The sequence below is a fragment of the bacterium genome (genome assembly GCA_016873475.1).
Lineage (GTDB): Bacteria > Krumholzibacteriota > Krumholzibacteriia > JACNKJ01 > JACNKJ01 > VGXI01.
On sequence record VGXI01000381.1, the window covers coordinates 1 to 1,932 of the forward strand.

Genomic DNA, 1,932 nt, shown 5'->3' on the forward strand with positions numbered 1-1,932 from the left:
CGGGCTCGCTGCGCCAGGCGAAGTCCCAGCTGGCGTCGGCTCGGCGGTAGCACTCGAGCACGCCGAGGTTGTAGCCATAGCAACCGGCCTGGCAGACGGTCACCGGGCCGACGCGGCGGGGCTCGCGCAGAAAGCTGTGGCTGTGGCCGCCGATGATGAGGGGGATCTCGGGCACGGCCGCGGCGAGAGCGCTGTCGGCCTCGAGACCGCAGTGGCTGAGGACGAGGCGCAGATCGGCCGCCGGGCGCGCGGCCGCGAGCCACTCGCGGAGCGCCTGCGCCGGCGGACGCACGAGCAGCTCGCCGCGCGCGGCCTCGCCGACGAGCTCGGGCAGCTCGGCCGCGATGAGACCGACGACCTCCACGCGCAGATCGCCGGCGGCGAGCAGCGCGCTCTCCGGCAGCAGGGGCTCGCCGTCGGGGAAGCCGAGATTGGCGCAGACGGTGGGAAAGCGGGCGCCGACGCGCGCGCGCAGGAAGTTGAGATAGCCGTCGTCCAGTTCGTGGTTGCCCAGGGCCATCGCCCCGCAGCCGAGGCGGTCCATGAGCGCGATGCCCAGGCTGCCCCGGTAGAAGTGGTAGAAGGGCGTGCCCGCGAAGAGGTCGCCGGCGTCGAGATAGAGCAGGCGCTCGCCGTGCTCCGCGCGCAGCTCGCCGAGGCGCCAGGCGATTCGCGCCAGGCCGCCGCGCAGCGCGCCGTCGCGATCGGGGAAGCTGCGGTAGTGGGCATGCAGGTCGTTCGTGTGCGCGATCACGAGATCGGGCCGGCGGGCCTCCGCGCCGAATGCAGCGCCGGCGAGGGCGAGCAGGAGGGCGAGCACGGCGAAGCGGCGACGGCGCGAGTGCATGGCGTCCTCAATCCGCATTGTAGCGGACGGTACGAAGCTCTATGTTTGTCCTGGACCTGTCCCGGAGGCCAGTATGGAACCGCGCACCGCCCCTCACAAGGGCTTTCGCCCCCGCTCGCCGCTGCTCCTCCTGCTCGGGCTCCCGCTGGCGCTCGCCTGCGCCGAGTCGCCGGCGCCGCCCGGCGACGACAACCATCCGCCCCAGATCGTCTCGATCGCCATCTCCGGCGGCAAGCCGGTGATCGCGGCGGGCACCCTCAACGTGTTGCTACAGGCCGTCACCGCCGACATCGACGGCGATCCGCTGACCCTCAGCTGGAGCGGCCCGGGCAACTTCCACAACGCCGACAACGCGGCGAAGACCGTGCGCTGGGACGTGCCCGCGGGCCAGTACGGGGAGCTCACCGTGACCTGCTCGGCCAGCGACGGCGTCGCGACCGGCAGCAAGGACCGGGACATCCCGGTCGGCCGCGCGCTGACGACGCTGGACTACGGCACCCCGGTCGGCGACCAGGTGACCTGGAGCAAGGCCGAGGCGCCCTTCTACGTCATGCAGAGCGACGTCGAGATCCCGACCGGCGTCACGCTGGTCGTGGGCGCGGGCGACAGCATCAGCGTCTGGTGCGACACGGACACGCGCCTGACCATCGGCGGCAGCCTGCGCGTCGAGGGCAGCAGCAGCCACGACGTCGTCTTCCGGCACTACGGACCGGCCAGCGACGAGCCCGGCCTCTGGAACGGCATCTACTTCGTCTCGAGCGCCGGCGGCCTGGCCATGTCCCGCTGCGTCGTGCGCAACGCCAACGTGGCTGTCAGCTTCGAACAGGGGACGGGCACGGGTGCCGTCCTCGAGGGCTGCGCTTTGCTCGCCTGCAACACGGTGGTCACGCTCCGCTTCGGGGAACTCGCGCTGATCGGCTGCCTCAGCGAGGACTTCGACACCGGTCTCGTCGCGGACTTCGAGTCGGCGGTGAGCGTCGAGAACTGCACCTTCCGCAACGGTAGCGGGGAGTCGCTGATCATGCGCGGCGGCGCCAGCGGCCACTGCCATGGCTCCTACTTCACCGACGTCGGCGCGCCGATCG

Annotated in this window: 2 protein-coding genes; one reads left to right on the forward strand and one right to left on the reverse strand. The window is 71.9% G+C overall.

Annotation, left to right across the window (positions count from 1 at the left end):
- On the reverse strand, positions 1–865 hold an 865-nt coding region (locus FJ251_15970; GenBank protein ID MBM4119197.1), incomplete at its 3' end, for a hypothetical protein.
- A 55-nt stretch (positions 866–920) separates the two neighbouring features.
- Here FJ251_15970 and FJ251_15975 point away from each other — a divergent pair.
- On the forward strand, positions 921–1,932 hold a 1,012-nt coding region (locus tag FJ251_15975; protein MBM4119198.1), incomplete at its 3' end, for a hypothetical protein.